At 44.0% G+C, this 17,013-nt stretch carries 13 protein-coding genes; 6 read left to right on the top strand and 7 right to left on the bottom strand.

Annotated features, from left to right (window positions below; genetic code table 11):
* Positions 1-20: 20 nt before the first annotated feature.
* From M9194_RS03055 to priA, 7 genes are all read right to left on the bottom strand, one after another.
* A complete protein-coding gene (locus M9194_RS03055; RefSeq protein WP_431769390.1) occupies positions 21-1,754 on the bottom strand; it encodes an SLC13 family permease in 1,734 nt (577 codons plus the stop codon).
* Between the two features lie 310 nt (positions 1,755-2,064).
* A complete protein-coding gene (gene epmA, locus M9194_RS03050; protein ID WP_250610927.1) occupies positions 2,065-3,039 on the bottom strand; it encodes an elongation factor P--(R)-beta-lysine ligase in 975 nt (324 codons plus the stop codon).
* 81 nt (positions 3,040-3,120) lie between these two features.
* Entirely contained in the window at positions 3,121-4,452 is a 1,332-nt protein-coding gene (gene hslU / locus M9194_RS03045; protein WP_250610926.1) for an ATP-dependent protease ATPase subunit HslU, read from the bottom strand.
* Positions 4,453-4,509: 57 nt separating this feature from the next.
* On the bottom strand, positions 4,510-5,043 hold the full coding sequence (gene hslV / locus M9194_RS03040; protein WP_250610924.1) for an ATP-dependent protease subunit HslV: 534 nt from the start codon (positions 5,041-5,043) through the stop codon (positions 4,510-4,512).
* A gap of 125 nt (positions 5,044-5,168) precedes the next feature.
* Positions 5,169-5,720, bottom strand: coding sequence for an SPOR domain-containing protein (locus M9194_RS03035; RefSeq protein ID WP_250610923.1), 552 nt, complete (start codon positions 5,718-5,720; stop codon positions 5,169-5,171).
* Positions 5,721-5,872: 152 nt separating this feature from the next.
* Positions 5,873-6,883: a DNA-binding transcriptional regulator CytR gene (gene cytR, locus M9194_RS03030; RefSeq protein ID WP_250610922.1), complete on the bottom strand. Its 1,011-nt coding sequence runs from the start codon at positions 6,881-6,883 to the stop codon at positions 5,873-5,875.
* Positions 6,884-7,270: 387 nt separating this feature from the next.
* On the bottom strand, positions 7,271-9,472 hold the full coding sequence (priA, locus tag M9194_RS03025; protein ID WP_250610921.1) for a primosomal protein N': 2,202 nt from the start codon (positions 9,470-9,472) through the stop codon (positions 7,271-7,273).
* Between the two features lie 265 nt (positions 9,473-9,737).
* Here priA and rpmE point away from each other — a divergent pair, with 265 nt between their 5' ends.
* From rpmE to M9194_RS02995, 6 genes are all read left to right on the top strand, one after another.
* Positions 9,738-9,956: a 50S ribosomal protein L31 gene (gene rpmE, locus M9194_RS03020; protein ID WP_109319701.1), complete on the top strand. Its 219-nt coding sequence runs from the start codon at positions 9,738-9,740 to the stop codon at positions 9,954-9,956.
* A gap of 209 nt (positions 9,957-10,165) precedes the next feature.
* Positions 10,166-10,912 carry a siderophore ferric iron reductase gene (locus M9194_RS03015; protein WP_250611128.1) on the top strand — a complete coding sequence of 249 codons (747 nt, stop codon included), beginning with the start codon at positions 10,166-10,168 and terminating at the stop codon, positions 10,910-10,912.
* Between the two features lie 210 nt (positions 10,913-11,122).
* Positions 11,123-12,892, top strand: coding sequence for an IucA/IucC family protein (locus M9194_RS03010; protein ID WP_250610920.1), 1,770 nt, complete (start codon positions 11,123-11,125; stop codon positions 12,890-12,892).
* Complete coding sequence (locus M9194_RS03005; protein ID WP_250610919.1) at positions 12,885-13,805, top strand: GNAT family N-acetyltransferase; 921 nt, start codon at positions 12,885-12,887, stop codon at positions 13,803-13,805. The genes M9194_RS03010 and M9194_RS03005 overlap by 8 nt, the downstream gene beginning before the upstream one ends.
* A complete protein-coding gene (locus tag M9194_RS03000; protein ID WP_250610917.1) occupies positions 13,805-15,607 on the top strand; it encodes an IucA/IucC family protein in 1,803 nt (600 codons plus the stop codon). The genes M9194_RS03005 and M9194_RS03000 overlap by 1 nt, the downstream gene beginning before the upstream one ends.
* A gap of 12 nt (positions 15,608-15,619) precedes the next feature.
* Entirely contained in the window at positions 15,620-16,933 is a 1,314-nt protein-coding gene (locus tag M9194_RS02995; protein WP_250610915.1) for a lysine N(6)-hydroxylase/L-ornithine N(5)-oxygenase family protein, read from the top strand.
* The last annotated feature ends 80 nt before the right edge of the window (positions 16,934-17,013 follow it).

Here is a 17,013-nt window from a genome sequence, read left to right as displayed (position 1 = left end):
ATTTATCCTACTGTTGTTTCCTATAAGCCGACAAAAAAGTAAATGGCGCTAATGACTGTGACACCATAAGCAATGCTGATTGGCACACCCACTTTGACAAAGTCACTCAGTTGATATTTGCCCGCGTTAAACACCATCAAATTGGTTTGATATCCATAAGGGCTGATAAAACTGGCACTTGCGCCAAATGCTACCGCCAAGATATACGCATGAGCATTGACAGAAAGGGCGGTTGCCATTCCAAAGGCAAGCGGGAATATCAGTGCGGCTGCGGCATTATTCGTCACAAGCTCCGTCAGAAGCCAAGTCAAACAATAAATAATGACCAAGCCAAAGAATGGAGTAAGGATATGATTATTCGATTGAATAACATCTCGTAAATAGCCTAATGCACCACTACTGATTAATGCATGTGACAATATCAATGCCGATGAAATAATTAACCAAATCTGTTTTGGTAAGCGCTGCATTATTTCATTCGAGTTTAGGCTTCCAGATAACAATAAAGCACCTAAAAGCAACAACATCCCTTTAAATAGGGGTAATACAGAGAATGCTGATAAAACAATAGCTAGAAAGAAACCGATTATGGCGATTTTTTCTTGTATTGGATTTAATGCCTTATCGACTTCTAAGCCACTTATTAGATAGAAGTTTTTACCAATGTTGTGCCGACCTTTAAAATCAGCCCCAACCGCCAAAACGAGGTAATCACCGGCATTAAGCGTTAACTCGCCCAGCTTGCCTGATATCACCTCGCCATCCCTTCTCATTGCCACGACCGCCGCATCAAACAAGGCCCGAAATCCCGCTTGCTTTAAGCTCTTGCCGATAAGAATACTTTCCGGTTTAACCACTACCTCACGAAGATTATTGATAGGCAGGCCATTTTTATGTGCGTACAAATCTAGACCATCAAACTGACTGAGTACCGTGACTTTCTTAATATCGCCAGTAAACATCAATCTATCGTTGGCTTCGATCTCTTCATTGGGTGAAACGGGAGAAATGAGCCGTCCTCTACGCAGGATTTCAACCAAAAATAATGACTCCAGATTTCTCAGCCCATTTGACTCAATGCTTTTTCCGACTAAAGACGACGTCGCTGAGACTTTGGCGTCAATAAAATACTTGGAGCCTCTCGGTGCCCCGTTATCCTTTACTGGCAAAAGCTTGGACGCAAAGAACAGCACCGCACCACAAACGACAACGACACACAGACCAATCGGCGTAAACTCAAAAAAGCCTAATGGCTGCCCACCTCGTCCTAATAACATGCTGTTGACGATCAGGTTAGTTGAAGTCCCCACTAGGGTTAACGTGCCACCAAATATGGCCGCATAGGACAAAGGAATTAATAGTCGACTCGACGAATGAAAGCGATTATTTCTGATCGGTGATAACATAGTAGAAACTACTGCCGTGTTATTTAAAAAGGCAGAAGATATAACTGTTAAGCCAAATAACCTTAGCCAAGTCGACTGATAATTATTCTTAATCACATACGAGGTAATCACTCTTAATAACCTCGTTTTCTCCAGCGCTAACGAGCAAATCATTAACAGTATCAGTGTCAGGAGCCCTTGATTGGCAAAACTATTTAAAACTTGATGTGTCGAAACAATATTTAATATATATAAGGTAAGTAACGCCACGCCAAATACCCGACCAGGGTAGCGTTGAAACTTAATCAGCCCTGCGATAGTGGCTAAGAATATAAAAATAACAATAATGGCAGGGGTTAAATCAGACACAATTATTCCAATAGCTAATATGTTTGCTATTGAAAATAGTAACCTTCAAATCTCACTTTAATGAATGATGTTTTCGACATATAAAATAACCGAAAGGAATTGATGGAGAATATTTCAATTTAAAATCGAAAAAACACCAAGTCTTTCTTTTAGTCAGATAAAAACAGCAACTTTTTTCTTTATATCTTGCAGTTATAAAAATCACTTTCTATAAAACTTTAATTCATTACATATGTCAAAAAGCACTGTCGGGGAAGCGTAGGTTCAAAATGGGGCCAGTACGAGCATACTTGAGTGTATGCTCTGTATATTAAGCCCTAGGAAAAGGAAAAGCCGTGACTTCATCGATGTGCTGCGCATCTGTTGCCAGCATGATTAATCGGTCTACGCCAACCGCAACCCCGGCACATTGTGGCAAACCTTGTTCTAATGCGGCTAAAAGATGTTCATCGATTGGCTGTGGCGCTAATCCCATATTTCGCCGCGTGTGATTGTCGGACTCAAACCGTCTGCGCTGCTCGACAGGGTTATCTAACTCATGGAAACCATTGGCTAACTCAATCCCTTTAAAATAAGCCTCAAATCGATCGGCAACACGTGGATCTTGTTGGTTAATTTTCGCAAGCGCGGCTTGTGATGCAGGAAAATCATAGACAAACACAGGATCCTGCTGGCCAATTTTTGGCTCTATCCCAACTGAAAACAGCAATTGCAAGAGTGTATCTCGGTCATCTTCAGTGTTTGCAATATCATCCAAACCAAGAGCGCGAGCCACTTGCTTTAACTGCTCTAAAGGGGCTTCCAATGGACACACATTAAGTATGTTTAAGAAAGCTTGCTGATAAGTCATCCTGTGCGCTTGATGGCAGCCAAGCACCAATTGGAACAGCTCATCCATTTCATCCATCAAATCGTGATGATCAAACCCCACTCGATACCACTCTAGCATGGTAAATTCTGGGTTGTGGAAGCGACCATTTTCTTCATTGCGAAAAGATTTACAGATCTGATAGATACAACCGCTACCTGCGGCAAGCAAGCGCTTCATGTGAAATTCAGGGCTGGTCATTAGATACAGCTTACGACCATCCGCATAACCAGGACCAACAAACTCGGTGGAAAAGGTATGTAGGTGAATATCAGTCACAGTGGCGTGACTCATCGCAGGCGTATCTACCTCTAGCACATCTCTTTGCTGAAAAAACTGCCTGATTTGTGTAATGACTTTCGCACGCTTTTGCAAAGCAGCCTTGGTCGCACTTGGTTTCCAATTTAACCGTGTCATATTTCCAACATCTTCATTTTGTATAGTGGCACAATACGCAAAAAGCCCACCTAAAGTGGGCCTTGTGTATCATTTTGAACATTAAAGAATAAAGCGGCTTAAATCTTCATCTTCAACAAATTCGCCAAGTTTTTGTTTTACATAGTTTGCATCAATCACCAGCTTACTGCCTGCTTTATCGGTCGCTTCAAATGAAATTTCATCCATTAGACGCTCCATCACAGTATGCAGACGGCGAGCACCGATGTTTTCTGTTGACTCATTGACTTGCCAAGCAGCTTCGGCAATTTGGCTAATGCCATCATCACTAAACTCAATGTCTACATCTTCCGTTTTCATTAAAGCAACGTATTGCTCAGTCAGTGACGCTTTAGGCTCAGTCAAAATTCGCTTGAAATCATCACTAGACAGCGCTTCAAGTTCAACACGAATGGGCAGACGGCCTTGCAACTCAGGTATCAAATCTGAAGGCGTTGCTACTTGGAATGCACCTGATGCCACAAACAGGATATGGTCAGTTTTCACCATACCGTGTTTGGTCGATACTGTGCTACCTTCAATAAGAGGCAGCAAGTCTCTTTGTACCCCTTCACGAGATACGTCTGGACCTGAAGACTCACCACGCTTACAAATTTTGTCGATTTCATCGATAAATACAATGCCGTTATTTTCGACGTTGTAAATCGCATTTTCTTTCAGCTCTTCTTGGTTAACTAATTTCGCCGCTTCTTCTTCAGTCAGCGCTTTAAACGCATCTTTGATTTTCAGCTTGCGCTTTTTCTTAGTGTCACCAGCAAGGTTTTGGAACATGCCTTGAAGCTGATTGGTCATCTCTTCCATACCTGGAGGCGCCATGATTTCTACACCCATTTGTGGTGTGGCAATATCGACTTCAATTTCCTTGTCGTCTAATTTACCTTCACGCAGCTTCTTGCGAAATACTTGGCGTGTATTGGTGCTTTCTTCTTTTTTCTCATCTTCACCCCAACCATCACGAGCTGGAGGCAGCAATGCGTCTAATATTCTCTCTTCGGCCTGTTCTTCAGCTCGGAACTTGACCTTCTCCATGGCTTGCTGATGGGTCATTTTGACCGCCACATCCGTCAAATCACGGATGATGGTTTCGACTTCTTTACCAACGTAACCTACTTCGGTAAATTTCGTCGCTTCAACCTTAATGAAAGGGGCATTAGCAAGCTTGGCTAATCGACGAGCGATTTCGGTTTTACCTACCCCTGTTGGACCAATCATCAGAATGTTTTTTGGCGTCACTTCCACTCGCAAGCTTTCTTCAAGCTGCATTCTTCTCCAGCGATTACGTAAAGCAATGGCTACCGAGCGTTTCGCGTTATCTTGGCCAATAATGTGGCGATTCAATTCATGAACAATTTCACGAGGGGTCATTTCAGACATAGGTAATTCCTTAAATTCTTATTAATGCGCTCATCAATAACACGGGTTATTGCTTAGTTACTCTGCAGGTATTTCTAGTTCTTCTACCGTATGATGATGATTAGTAAACACACAGATATCACCCGCTATTTTGAGTGACTTCTCTGCGATCTCACGTGCGCTCAATTCTGTGTTATCAAGTAGCGCAGTGGCGGCCGCTTGAGCGAAGTTACCGCCAGATCCAATCGCAATCAGATCATTTTCAGGCTGCACAACGTCACCATTACCAGTAATGATGAAGGATGCACTTTCATCTGCGACCACTAACATTGCTTCAAGTCTACGCAGAGCTCGATCACTTCGCCAATCTTTCGCAAGCTCAACCGCGGCTTTAGTTAAGTGGCCCTGGTGCATTTGCAGCTTGCTTTCCAAGCGTTCGAAAAGGGTAAACGCATCGGCCGTGCCTCCAGCAAACCCAGCAATGACTTTGTCGCTATACAAGCGGCGTACTTTACGCGCATTGCCTTTCATAACGGTATTGCCTAGGGAAACTTGTCCATCACCCGCGATGACAACTTTATTATTTCGACGTACAGATACAATGGTAGTCACGAGTATGGCCTCTTTATTTGAAAATAAGTCAATGTTAGAAGCTATATGAGGGTCACAATAAACAAAATCAAGGGATAGGAATGTAAAGAAAGCGCCTCAGAAAATGAATCGCTGCCTGCTGAATGTTACTGCTGAGTTTCTTTCCAAATAGCACAAGGCTGAATTTTAACTCGCTGAAGCATATGCTTATCTTTTTCCGCGTCACGCTTGGTTTTATACGGGCCCAACACAACACGATACCAAGAGCTGCCTTCTTTTTTCACTATCTTGCTGGTTAGCCCCTGAAACGCTATTTGCACTTTGCGCGACTCCGCCTGATGCTTGGTTTTGTAAGCACCACATTGCATTACGTATGGGATCTTAGATTCAACTAACGGCTTGGCTTTGACCTCTATTTCCCGGTTGGGCAAAGTGTCGACATAATGCCACTTTTCTTGCGGCGGTGGGGGCAGGTTTTCTACTGGCTTAGTGACGCTAGGGGTGACATGAGTATTTTGCTCGACGGTTTGTTTCGGCGGCTCTGGGTCTTGATTCAGTTTATACAACCCATAACCAAACCCACCGACTAACACAACAGCAATAATCCCACTTCGCCACGGTTTGCGACGAGGTGCGGCTTTCTTGCCTTTTTTCTTGCTTTGTCCGCTTCCGCGCCTTACATAATCTTTGCTTGCCACAACGTCTTAAAATTTACATCTTTCATTCTTTGTACACATGGTAAAACAGTTTATGAGGTGTTTACAGAACAATTATTGTTTAAATAGACAATAATTTACCACCCCATAAACTGACAGCGAGTGACCGCTCATGCGCTAAATAGACACCAAAATCAGCAAACACGCGGAGGTGCGACACTGTTTCTTACCACCAGCCGTGTCTCTAGCAGACGTGAGCCCGCTCTGACATCTTTTCCTCTAAGCAGCTCTAAAATCATTAACATGGCTTGACGGCCAATTTCGTATCTTGGCTGAGCAATGGTGGTTAAAGGAGGATCGCAATACTGAGAGAATTGGATATCGTCAAAACCGACAATGGACAGGTCTTGTGGTACACGCAGCCCTAACCTTTTCACCTCTTGAATGGCCCCAATGGCCATAATGTCACAGTGACAGAATATGGCGGTAGGTGGTTCTGCCAAAGACAACAGTTTGCGAGCAGCCACTGCGCCCGCTTCAAACGCATAGTCAGAGTACACGGTATAGTTTGGCCGCATCGTGATACCTGCTCGTCGTAGAGCTTGTTGGTAGCCTTGCGAGCGGAACTTAAAAATGGCCGCAGCCTCAGGGCCTGAGATCTGGGCGATGCGCTTGTGGCCCATTTGGGTGAGATAATTGACGGCTTCAAACGCGGCGGTTAAGTTATCGATATGCACCGTCGGCAATTCTAACTCTGGTGCGAATTCACAAGCCATCACCAAAGGCGGGAGATTTTTTTGCTCCGCTTTGCTGACATCAAATGGATTATCTGCACCAAGCAATAAGATACCATCCGCTTGCTTGGCAAAAGACAGGTTAGACATAGCGGTCGTTTCTCGGCGCTTTTGTTGACAGCTGTCACCCAATAACACCGTGTAGCCATGCTCTACTGCCGCCTCTTCAATACCGCGAATAATATCTGAATAATAGGGATCACATATATCAGGAACAATTGCGACAATTGTTTTAGATTCATTACGACGTAAATTTCGCGCTAAAGAGTTAGGGGAATAACCAGATTCTAACACGGCGTCTTCTACGCGCTTTCTTGTTGACGTGGATACTTTCTCGGGGTTCATCAGCGCCCTTGATACGGTCGCTGTGGAAACACCTGCGAGCTGAGCAACATCCTTCATTGTCGCCATACTTGTAGCCCTCATATAATCGATGAATGCGAAGCTTCGCACTCATATATAGCCATAACCAAACGTTTGTGAGCTATTTTTATTTTATCGTTAAGCTCATTTATCAGACCCTATTCTATTCTTTTCCAAGCAGAATGTTACGACAAAAATATCAATTATTACATTTTTTTCGAGATTCACATCACACTATTTCGAATAATAACGATATGCACCTAATTACAACAAAAAGAGAATAAAACCAAAGATTAACAATTTATAAACATTTTACATTTATCGAGATATTACTTTGCCAAGTATCAAGATAAAAAGGTTATACCCACAGTACTTCAAGATGCTGAATTCAAAGCAAGTAGGTGAGGCTTGAAGTGACTTGTCTAGATGACCTTACTAACTCAAGTCCTGCGGATCTCTATCAATGCTCCAACGGACTTTCTTTGACTCTGGTAAGGTTTGGATAACTGGTTTGGCACTTTGCAGTATTTTCTGCATTAAGCCTCGTTCAGCGGTTTGCAACATCATTTGCCAACGTGACTTGCCTGCCCGTTTAGTGATGGGAGATGGGGTGGGCCCGAGAACCTGACAAGTATTGTCAAACAACGGATGAGACTCTATGGTCAATCGGACCTGACGCAGAAAACGTTCAGCAAGCTCGCTGTTGTTGGCTTCTGAGCGAATCAATGATAACTGCGCAAACGGGGGTAGCATGGCCATTTTCCGCTCATTCAGTACATTGGTAGCAAACTGCCCATAATGGCCATGGAGTAAGCCTTGCAGCAAAGTATGCTCGGGATGGTGGGTTTGTAACAAGACTTCGCCAGGTTTACTCGCTCTGCCAGCCCTACCAGCCACTTGAGTATACAACTGAGCAAAACGCTCCGAGGCCCGAAAATCGCTGCTGTATAATGCACCATCAACATCGAGTAACGCCACTAGAGTGACATTAGGAAAATGATGGCCTTTGGCCAGCATTTGCGTACCGATGAGAATTTGCTGCTCCCCTTTGTGTATCGACTCTAGCGCCGATTCCAATTGACCTTTTTTACGCGTGCTGTCTCTATCAATACGTATGGCTTTATATTCTGGAAACAATAAGGACAGCTGAGATTCAAGTTGTTCGGTTCCTACCCCCACGGTGACCACGTGAGAAGAGCCACAGCTTTGGCATTGATGAACGACAGGTTTGCGAGATCCACAATGGTGGCAACACATTTCACGACTGTTTTGATAATAAGTGTAATAGCGATCGCAACGTGAACATTCTGCCAGCCAGCCACACTCATGACACATCAACGCCGGAGAAAAGCCGCGCCGGTTAAGAAAAAGCAGCACTTGATTGCCCTTTTCCAAATGCCGCCTCATCTCTGCAATCAAAGGAGCAGATAATCCACTTTCAAGGTAGAGTCCTTTGATATCTAAGACTTGATTGCTTGTCGAGGAGACATTGCCCGCTCTGTGGGTCAGTTGCAGATGATGATATTTACCAGATAACGCATTTTGCAATGTTTCTAGCGCTGGGGTTGCCGAGCCAAGCACAATGGGAATATTTTCCTTATGAGCTCGCATAATAGCGACATCTCTAGCGTGATAGCGCAACGTATCTTGTTGCTTGTACGAACCATCATGCTCCTCATCGACGATAACAATGCCCAAGTGATGAAATGGGGTAAATATCGCCGAGCGCGTACCAATAACAATTCCTGCCGACTTGTCGCGGGCCGCTATCCAAGCATTGAGTCTTTCAGATTCATTCAGCCCAGAATGTATTACCGCTATTGGGACATTAAACCGACTTGCAAAGCGTTGAATCGTTTGTGGCGTTAAGCCAATTTCCGGCACTAGGACTAGTGCTTGCTGGCCCTTGTTCAACACAGGTGTAATCAGATTGAGATAAACTTCTGTTTTACCAGAGCCTGTAACGCCATCCAATAGATAGCAGCCAAAGCCCTGAGCGCTATTGACCGTTGCAATTGCAATAGCTTGCTCTTGATTTAGCACCGGCTTTTCTTGATCCGATTCAACCGACTGTGGCCACGGCTTAGCATTGGATTTGATGTCTTGAGACACTATCCAGCCTTTATCTTGCAAGGCTTTTAATACACTGGCGCCGATTTCAGCATCGACGAAAGTCTGATGTTCTATGGGGCCAGATTCCAACATCTTCATGACCTTTGCTTGCTTCACAGCTCGGCCAAAAGGCAGCATCAATTGTTCTCGCCCGAGCTCTGTCAAACGCCACTGTTTGAGCGTAGCAAGTTGTGCTGCACGCTTTTTTCTCAGCGCGCCAGGCAAAGCATTATTGAAGGTATCGCCTAATGGATGAAGATAATACTGGCTACACCAGCTCAAGAGTTCATATAACTTTTTCGGCCATACCGGAGACTGGTCTAGCACTTGCGAAATGGCTTTTAAATATTGCTGCTCTACCTCGGTGTTATCCGTCAGCTCAATGACAATACCAACTAAAAATTGTCGACCAAATGGCACAACCACACGTCCACCCACGACGGGAATGCCTTCATTGCTTATTGTGTAATCAAAATATTTATCGAGTGGGACAGGCAAAGCAACACGAGCGATAGTTGGTAACATATTGGCTATTGAGCGAGACAAAAGTAGGGGTTCAGTCTAAAAGATCTTGGCGAGCATTCACAGCAAAGAGTATAGAATACACCGCTCTAATGCAGAAAAATTCAGCTAAATTGGTTGATTCTCAGCCACGAATTCATTACCATACTGCGCCTTAGTGATTGAGCTGTGAGCCTTCTCACACTCATGATACTGACACATATTACTAACTGCGTGTGGTGTCCGGCTTAGAATCGGATAGCGACACGGCCTAAATTGAGGTTATCCCATGAAAACTGGTATCCACCCAGAATACAAAGCAGTAAAAGCAACTTGTTCTTGCGGCAACTCTTTTGAGTTCAACTCTACTCTAGGTAAAGATTCTATCCACCTAGACGTATGTGACAAGTGCCACCCATTCTACACTGGTAAGCAACGTATCGTTGACACTGGTGGTCGTGTTGATCGCTTCAACAAGCGTTTCGGTGCACTATCTAGCAAGAAGTAATTTTTACTCTGCAAAGATTTTGAAAGGGCGCGTCAGCGCCCTTTTTAGTTTCTGGTTACTGATAACTGGTAGCACCGTAGCCAAGTCTCCTGCCTTACTGCCTTCAGATTTCTCACAAAAAACAGTAATGATAACTATTTGCAATAACGTGCAAAGTTATTTAATCTGTCTCAACAGTGAAACATGCCGATAAAGATACCGATAGTAACATGGGTGGCCAACCGTTCTTTCAACGCCTCTTTGAGCACTCTAAACAAATAACCCCATATCTAGCAGGTCAGCTCAAACCGCTGTCAGATAGCAGTGACAATAGTCAAATCATTTACATCGAACGCCCAAGCGCAGAAACCATACGCCAACTGTACGAGAGCTTGAAACAAAGCCACCCTGAAGCAGGCAGTGCCTACTGGCTTACTCGAACTTGGACACTACTTTGCTGGCAACCTGTCTATATTGCGTTTATATCCATCTATGCTTGCCAAGGATTACCGAACTTAACGTCTATTGTTCAACATGTTCAAGAAAGATTTGTCAGTGGCTATCAGTTTCAATCCCATAGCTATGCAAAAGGAAACCGTGAAGAGCTGATTGTCCAAGCAAGCAAAGAGCTTTGCCAACTTTTTGATTATTACCGCAGTGAAATGAATGCTTGGGTGCGTATTCGCCCAGGATTTACCGCGCACCTATTTGCCGACGCAATACTCGGTTGCCTGATTAAGCTCAGCCAGCTTGCCCCTGAACTGCCTAAAAAATATTTGTTCAAGCAGGCTCGACTATGGTTAAACGCCTGCAACTTGCCCATTAGGCTGATCCACAGCCTTAAATATGACGAGCAATCAAAGTCACTCAGCTTAGTCAGGACAAGCTGCTGTTTAGTATATAAATGCCACGGCCGAAAATTATGTAACGACTGCCCAAGAGCCTGCAAGCAGTCAAGAATCACCTCAAGCAACTAAATCCAGTAACTCAAATGCCTCACCACAAAATGCAGGATTCAGAGCGATTTCGCTAGAACACGTTGATATGGCTTAACGACCAAAAAAGAATCTGCCAACCAAAGTTCGATCAATTAAAAATCATTATATTATACGATATAAACATCTTGATATTGGTAATGATAATAATTATCATCTCGATTATCATTAAGTCGAGTGAGAAAATGGAAAATGAACCGCTTAGATCAAACTGTGAAATATGACGTTGCAACAGCTTGTTTTCTAAATGCTTTAGCGCGCGAGTGTGACAGCATCAAGTTAGAAAATTTAGAAAATAAGTATTATTACTGCATTCCACTGACTGGGGGAGATGAAATTCGCATCCCTCTAACTCATCTATCCAGTGTTGGGTTACATAAATACGCTACCCCTAGTCTAATTAGCGGTTCTATTAAAAAATCGATCAGTTTTGCTACTTTGCTTGAGAAGGTTCTTGATGAACCATCGTTAGTTGGCTTTTTAAGTGAGAGTCATAAACACATCTTCAGTTCAAGAGTATTAGAAAGCCATCAAAATACTATGATTGCGGCGAGCGAGAGCCCATATGGTCAGAAGTTGTTCAACAGTAAGCTCAATTTTAAGCAAGCAGAGCAAGGGCTATTGGTCGGACACTCATTTCATCCCGCACCGAAAAGCCGTGAGCAGTTTTCCCCACAAGATGCTAAACGATATACGCCCGAGCTGGGCGGGCGCTTTCAGCTGTATTGGATAGCCATTCACAAGGACATTGCTGCTACAGGCTCATCAAATAATATGTCGATAGATAAACGCATCACTGAGCTGTTAGAGAGTGACTCCAAGCTACGTGAATCCGTTCAGAATACGCCACTTGCCAACCAGCATGACCATATTCTTGCTCCAATGCATCCTTGGCAATGGCGAGTTATCTGTGAAATGGATGACATTAAAAGCTATTTAAAAAGTGGCCAGATACAAGAGCTAGGAGAACTAGGCGAAAGCTGGTATCCCACCTCATCAACTCGCGCTTTATACTGCCCCAGCAGCCCTTATATGCTGAAGTTTTCTCTCAGCGTAAAATTAACTAACTCTGTTCGCAATCTATCCTTAAAAGAGGTCCAACGTGGTATTCAGCTCAATGAGCTGTTTACGAGCAAGCAGATACTGAGTACTGAAAAAAAAGACGGCGACTTCAATGTTATACAAGAGCCTGCATATGTTGGCATAATAAACCAACAAGGCCAGGTTATCGATGAAACTTTAGTCGTATTTAGAGAAAATCCTCTTGTCCATTCCCCAGAAGAAGAAGCCGTTGTTTTAGCAACGCTGACACAGCAAAACCCATACTCAGGCCCTAGCCTATTAGCATCTAGAATTCGCCATTACGCCCAAATAAACCACATCTCGCCCATAGATGCCGCTCAAAAGTGGTTTAACGCCTATTGTCGCCATGTCGTGCTGCCTTTATTCAAATTGCAAGCTGACCACGGCATTGTTCTGCTTGCCCATCAGCAAAATATCATTTTGCGCATGGAGGAAGGCTTTCCTGTCGGTAGCTACTATCGAGACTGTCAAGGTACTGGCTACACAGACTTAGCGTTTGAGCGTTATACAGACATGTTTAGAGAAGCGAAACAGCATACTGAAAACTACTGGGATCTGGATAAAGTCAAACGCTACTTTGCCTATTACTTGATTATCAACTCCACCTTTAGCGTTATTGGCTCGGTCGCAGCTGACTTAGGTATGGAAGAATCCCAGTTCATGGTCATCCTGCGCACACAGCTAGAAAAACTGCGTCAACAAGGAGTTTGTGATTCGAAATGCTTAGACTATGTCTTGGACAGTAGCGCTCTGTGCTGCAAAGGTAATTTCTTTTGTTACATTCAAAATTTCAATGAGAACTCGATTCCCGATCCGGCCGTCATCTATTTCGACTTGAACAACCCAATATTGAATGCCGTGGAGGAAAGTTATGCATAACTTTGAAATCTTCGCGATAGGCGAGCAGCACAAGGTTATTGTCAAGTCTTCTGAAAATGCGCAAAGAAACACCGATAAAGAGGCTCTAAACCTTCTATTCAACGTTGTGAGCGAGTGTTTTGACACCGAAAGTTCAATTCAATACCTGCAATTCGAGCTTGATGACTCATCGGTCGCCAGGTTTGTCCAGTCCAAGCTACCACTGGATGGGGAGAACAAGCTATACAAATCGGCTTTCTATCAACTCAGCGATCACTGGCATCAGCATACAAGCTCCTCTCAATACCCGCTAGTGCTAGTGCAAAGTAATCCATCGTACCGGCTACACCCTCTGCGCCCACCTAAGCCAGAAGCGGTGGTATACAAAAGGTTCGATTGCAATTGTAACCATGACGTGTCGTTTCGGCTGATTGACAAGCAAAGAGACTTACAAAAGTTTACTCAATGGATGAATAACCCAAGGGTAGCCGAGTTTTGGGAGCAAGCTTGGAGCGAAGAAAAGCTGGCAGACTTTATTGATGAGCGCATGAACGACAGCCATACATTACCACTGATTGGGGAATTTGATGGCCAGCCTTTTGGCTATGTTGAAGCGTACTGGACAGCAGAGGATAGGTTAAGTGCCTATTATGATGCAAAACCCTATGACAGAGGCATTCACTTACTTGTAGGAGAAGAGAATTTCAGAGGAGCAAAGTATTTCCAAAGCTGGATGAAAGCCATTAGTCATTACCTGTTTTTGGACGATATGCGTACGGAAAAAATTGTCTTAGAGCCTAGATACGACAACGTCCGACTTTTTACGCGTATCGAAGAGGTCGGCTACAAGAAGCATTTTGAATTTAACTTCCCGCACAAACGCTCTGCTTTTGTCTCTCTAGAGCGCCACGCATTTTTTACGGAGCAATGGTGATGGATCAACTATCAATCAATACCAATTGGCAGTCAGCCAATAGAAAGCTTGTCGCCAAGCTAATTAGTGAACTTGCATATGAACAAGCCTTCGTATTGGATGAGACATCTCAAGGTTATCAACTCACTTTCGAGAATGATGTCGTATACCGTTTCCAAGGCAAAAAGAACATATGGGGTCAAGTCGTGATTGACCCGAGTTCCATCAATAGGTTGCAAAGCTTACAACAAACCAATATTCACGCCACGCAGTTTATGTTAGATGCGCAAAAGCAGCTCAACATGACGCATACCGCGCTGGCTGAGCACTTTGAGGACTTAAACGCTACGCTTGTTTCAGATGATATTCTTGCCAAACGAAAGCAAAGCATCAGCGTGTCTTCTCTTGCCAATATGGACTGCTTGTTGCAGCAAAGTTATTTCGATGGACACCCAAAGTTTGTTTTCAATAAAGGCAGACGAGGCTGGGGGATCGATGACATCCAACAATACGCCCCCGAGTCAAACACGCCTTTTCAGTTGCATTGGCTAGCAGTAAGCAACAAGCAAATCAATAAGGCTGTCCAAGCGGACTTAAGCTGGAACGAGCTCGTGTTGTCCGCATTGAGCCAGGAAGAGTTTACCTCTATCGAGAACGCGCTATCCAATCTGGGAGAATCTACAAGCACCTATACCATACTGCCTGTACACCCTTGGCAATGGCAGAAAAAGATCTCGCTGCTGTTCGCGAGAGAAATAGCAGAAAACCAGCTCATTTATTGTGGGCCATTGGGAGATTATTTCTTACCACAACTCTCTATACGTACTCTCTCAAATATCACCCGCCCTGAAAGCTACGACATCAAGCTGCCACTTACCATCATGAACACTTCATGTTATCGAGGGATCCCAGAGCGATACATTTTGGCAGGACCAGAAGCTTCCCACTGGATTAATACCACTTTTGAAAATGACGACGTACTTGTGGCAGCTAGAGCTGAAGTACTGCAAGAGCCCGCTTCAGCCCACTTATGTCAAGTCGACTATCATGAACTCGACGGTGCACCTTATCGATACCATGAGTTGTTGGGCGTAATATGGCGCGAGTCCATGCAGACAAAACTGCAAAGCCAAGAGCAAGCCATACTGATGGCTGCACTCATGGAGTCAGATGCGAGCGGCAAGCCACTCATCGGCCAATATGTGCAAGACTCTGGACTGGATATAACAGCTTGGCTCGAGCGGTTATTTGATGCTGTTGTCATCCCCTACTACCACCTGCTTTGTAAGTATGGGGTATCACTCATCGCACATGGTCAAAATGTCACCTTAATTCTTCAAGATTCCATACCACAGAGAATTTTATTGAAAGATTTTCAAGGGGATATGCGGTTAGTTGAACGAGATCTCTGCGAGCTAAACACTTTGCCCGAAAGAGTGAAAGCCGCAACGGTTAGACTGCCAGAAGAGTTGATCATTCACGATTTGCAAACCGGCCATTTTGTCACGGTGCTGAGGTTTATATCACCACTAGTAGAACAGCTAGGTCTACCGGAAATAGCGTTTTACCGAATTCTTGGCGACAGAATCAAACACTATATGGGACAGCATCCAGAGTTATCAGAGCGCTTTCAACGTTTAGACCTATTCAAACACAAGATCTTACGTATCGGGTTAAATTTAGCCAAGTTCAGCCATAGCACCGACAACAGCAGCTCAAGAATGCTACCTGATCTCGACCACCTGATAGAAAACCCATTACATATTGCACAGCCCCAATTGGCAAAAGCCGACCACTCAAACACTGAACTTGCTGCAAACTAAAGGAACGCAAAAATGAAAAGTATACACTCACAACATGTCTTAGATTTTGCTGGAGTTGGAGTTGGACCGTTTAACTTAAGTATTGCAGCACTGCTCGAGCCACAAAACCAGCTCACCAGCACATTTTTTGAAAGCCGTGATTGTTTTTCTTGGCACCCTGGTTTGCTGCTTGATAACACCAATATGCAAACCATGTTTTTAAAAGATTTGTGCACAGGTGTCGATCCTAACAACAAGTACTCATTTTTAAACTATCTGGTAAAAAACAAAAAGTTTTATCGCTTTTTATCCGCTGAACTAAATTGCATCAGCCGCCATGAATTCTCAGACTATTTGTCTTGGGCTGCCAAACAGCTCACCAATGTAAAGTTTTCTTGTAAAGTAGAAGAAATTACTTTTGAAGATAACCTCTTTTCTTTACAAACAACACAAGGCGAATTCAAAGCCAAAAACTTATGCATCGGAACCGGAAAAGTCCCCGCGATCCCTGAGTGCGCCAAAAAACATATCGGCAATAAAGTATTCCACGCGGCTGAAATTGGCTTGCACGAGAGGGATTTTTCCAACAAACGAGTCATGATTATCGGCGGCGGTCAAAGTGGTGCGGATATATTCCTCAATGTCATGCGTGAAAAATGGGGAAAGGTGGCCTCATTGGACTGGTTATCAAGACGGCCAAACTATCAACCCCTAGATGAAGCCGCGTTTACCAACGAATTCTTCACCCCTGACTATGTAGAATCCTTCATCAATTTAAACCCCAAAGTAAAAAGTATTGAGGTCGCCGCGCAAAAGCTTACATCAGACGGCATCACCCAAGCATGCTTACTAGAGATTTATCGCGAGCTGTATCACCGCTTCGACGTATTAAAAGAAAATAAGTGGGTACGCCTACTACCACACCGCACCATGGATGACCTTACTCAAATACATAATACGTTTTCAGTCAAAGCCACCAATGCATTAAGCGGTCAGTGTGAATTCCATCAAGCGGATATCGTAATACTCGCAACAGGGTTCGATGCCCCATCACCGACTTGTCTAAAAAACATCATTCCTCAACTTGAGCTCGACACACAAGGGCGATACCAACTTTCATCCAATTTCGAACTCCAGTGGGAGCACAATCAAACCAACAAGATTTTTGCTGTCAATGCAGGTATGCACAGTCATGGTATCGCTGAGCCTCAATTAAGCTTGATGGCTTGGCGCAGCGCAAAAATCATCAATGCACTGGCGAAGCAAGACATCTATGACATAGGTGCTGGAGAAGGCATGATTGACTGGGTCTCTCATCAAGATATCAACCAACTCGTGGTCGCCTAATGCGGCATCATCGTTGATGCCATTTAGCCGCATACCGCTCGGCGACCTCTGCATCAAGGTAAGTTAATTCAGCCCTTCCC

Source organism: Vibrio sinus (assembly GCF_023634645.1).
GTDB lineage: Bacteria > Pseudomonadota > Gammaproteobacteria > Enterobacterales > Vibrionaceae > Vibrio > Vibrio sinus.
Note: the sequence above shows the minus strand (reverse complement) of the source record. Positions and strands in the feature narration are given on the sequence as shown.

Coding starts and splice junctions, on each gene's coding strand:
- M9194_RS02995 (WP_250610915.1), top strand. CDS start 15,620: ATGAAAAGTATACACTCACAACATGTCTTAGATTTTGCTGGAGTTGGA.
- M9194_RS03005 (WP_250610919.1), top strand. CDS start 12,885: ATGCATAACTTTGAAATCTTCGCGATAGGCGAGCAGCACAAGGTTATT.
- M9194_RS03000 (WP_250610917.1), top strand. CDS start 13,805: ATGGATCAACTATCAATCAATACCAATTGGCAGTCAGCCAATAGAAAG.
- M9194_RS03010 (WP_250610920.1), top strand. CDS start 11,123: ATGAACCGCTTAGATCAAACTGTGAAATATGACGTTGCAACAGCTTGT.
- cytR (WP_250610922.1), bottom strand. CDS start 6,883: ATGGCGACAATGAAGGATGTTGCTCAGCTCGCAGGTGTTTCCACAGCG.
- epmA (WP_250610927.1), bottom strand. CDS start 3,039: ATGACACGGTTAAATTGGAAACCAAGTGCGACCAAGGCTGCTTTGCAA.
- M9194_RS03015 (WP_250611128.1), top strand. CDS start 10,166: ATGGGTGGCCAACCGTTCTTTCAACGCCTCTTTGAGCACTCTAAACAA.
- rpmE (WP_109319701.1), top strand. CDS start 9,738: ATGAAAACTGGTATCCACCCAGAATACAAAGCAGTAAAAGCAACTTGT.
- hslU (WP_250610926.1), bottom strand. CDS start 4,452: ATGTCTGAAATGACCCCTCGTGAAATTGTTCATGAATTGAATCGCCAC.
- priA (WP_250610921.1), bottom strand. CDS start 9,472: ATGTTACCAACTATCGCTCGTGTTGCTTTGCCTGTCCCACTCGATAAA.